The organism is Streptomyces thermovulgaris (assembly GCF_002155915.1).
Taxonomy (GTDB): Bacteria; Actinomycetota; Actinomycetes; order Streptomycetales; family Streptomycetaceae; genus Streptomyces; species Streptomyces thermovulgaris.
This window is the reverse complement of record NZ_MUME01000228.1, coordinates 1-1315: the sequence shown is the minus strand read 5'-3', so window position 1 is coordinate 1315 and position 1315 is coordinate 1. Positions and strand designations below refer to the sequence as shown.

1 protein-coding gene is annotated in these 1315 nt (G+C 72.2%); it reads right to left on the bottom strand.

The window, feature by feature from the left end; all coding sequences use genetic code 11:
- Positions 1-95: 95 nt before the first annotated feature.
- Positions 96-1315: PIG-L deacetylase family protein (locus tag CCN35_RS18430; RefSeq protein WP_086793573.1), on the bottom strand; the 1220-nt coding region annotated here is incomplete at its 5' end.

Here is a 1315-nt window from a genome sequence, read left to right as displayed (position 1 = left end):
GCGGAGGTGAGGCGGGGCCACTCGGACAACGGCCGCAGGGCGGGCAGAGGGGCGGGCTTTCGGGCGCCGTCCGTCACGGTCGTCATGGCGGGGTGTCACTCCTTCGTGCCGGCGGGGGAGGCGGTGGCCGATTCCGTGCCGTTCGCGGTGGCCGGTTCCGTACCGGGTCCGCCGGCCGGGCCGCCGTCGGTCCCGGGGGCCGGTTCGCTGACCCAGAATTCCTCCGTCCGTGCCGCGAACACCCGTTCCTGGAACGGCAGCGGCACCACCGGCCGCGTCTGGCGCGCGGAGTACAGCTCGACCTGGGTGCGGTGCTCGCGGAACGCCGCGTGCTTGCGCTCGGTGTAGGCGCTGATGTCGAAGGACACGAGCCGCTCGGTGACCTCCCCCCGGCCGGCCGCCGGGTTGCGGTTGACGAAGCCGAACTCCTCCTCGGTGCGCTCGTCCCACACCACGTACCGGAACAGCTGCGGGGTGAGCCCCAGTTCGGCCAGGCAGGACACCACCGTCTCGCCGGTCAGCCGGTGGTCGGCGTTGAGCTCGCGCACCTCGTGGGGGAGGTACACATGGGTGACGTCGCGGTGCTCGCGCAGCACCTTCAGCACGTCCTCGCGGAACGCCGGCAGATGGTCGGCGAGTGCGGTGTCGGGGTAGTCGAGGAACAGCGCCGCGTCCTTGTCCAGGCCCATCGCCTTGGCGGCCGAGCGTGCCTCCTCGCGGCGTGTCTCGCGCAGTTCGGCGGGGGTCGGGTCGGTGTGGATGCCCAGCACCGCCGAGTGGGACATCGCGCCGTCGGTGGCGAACACCACCCGTACCCGGGCGCCCTCGGCGGCGAACCGTGCGATGGTGCCGCCGCAGGCGATCACCTCGTCGTCCGGGTGCGGCGAGAAGACCAGCACCCGGGGTGCCCTGCGGCGCGCCTCGCGGTCCTTCCAGGTCCACACGCCGAGCACGGGCGGAGTCATGGTCGGGTCTCCTTCGGATCCGGTGCCGGCCGGCTGCCCGGCCGTCCGCGCGGTGTCGTTCATCAGGTCGATGGGGCGTTTCTCCGTGCCGAACCGGTCGGTGACCTCGCCGTCGGCCAGTCCGCGGGAGCGCAGGATGTCCTCGATCTCGTGGAAGTGGTGGTCGACCACCAGATGGGCGACCGGGGTGTCGTACTTCGCGGCGAAGTAGGCGTAGTTGCCGGCGGCCGACCGCATGTTCTCCTCGTAGCTCTTGGGATGCGGCACATGGATCGCGGTGGCGTCGCGGCGCAGCACGAAGCGGGCGCCCGCCGTGTGCAGCCGGTAGCCGAGGTCGACGTCCTCCGCGC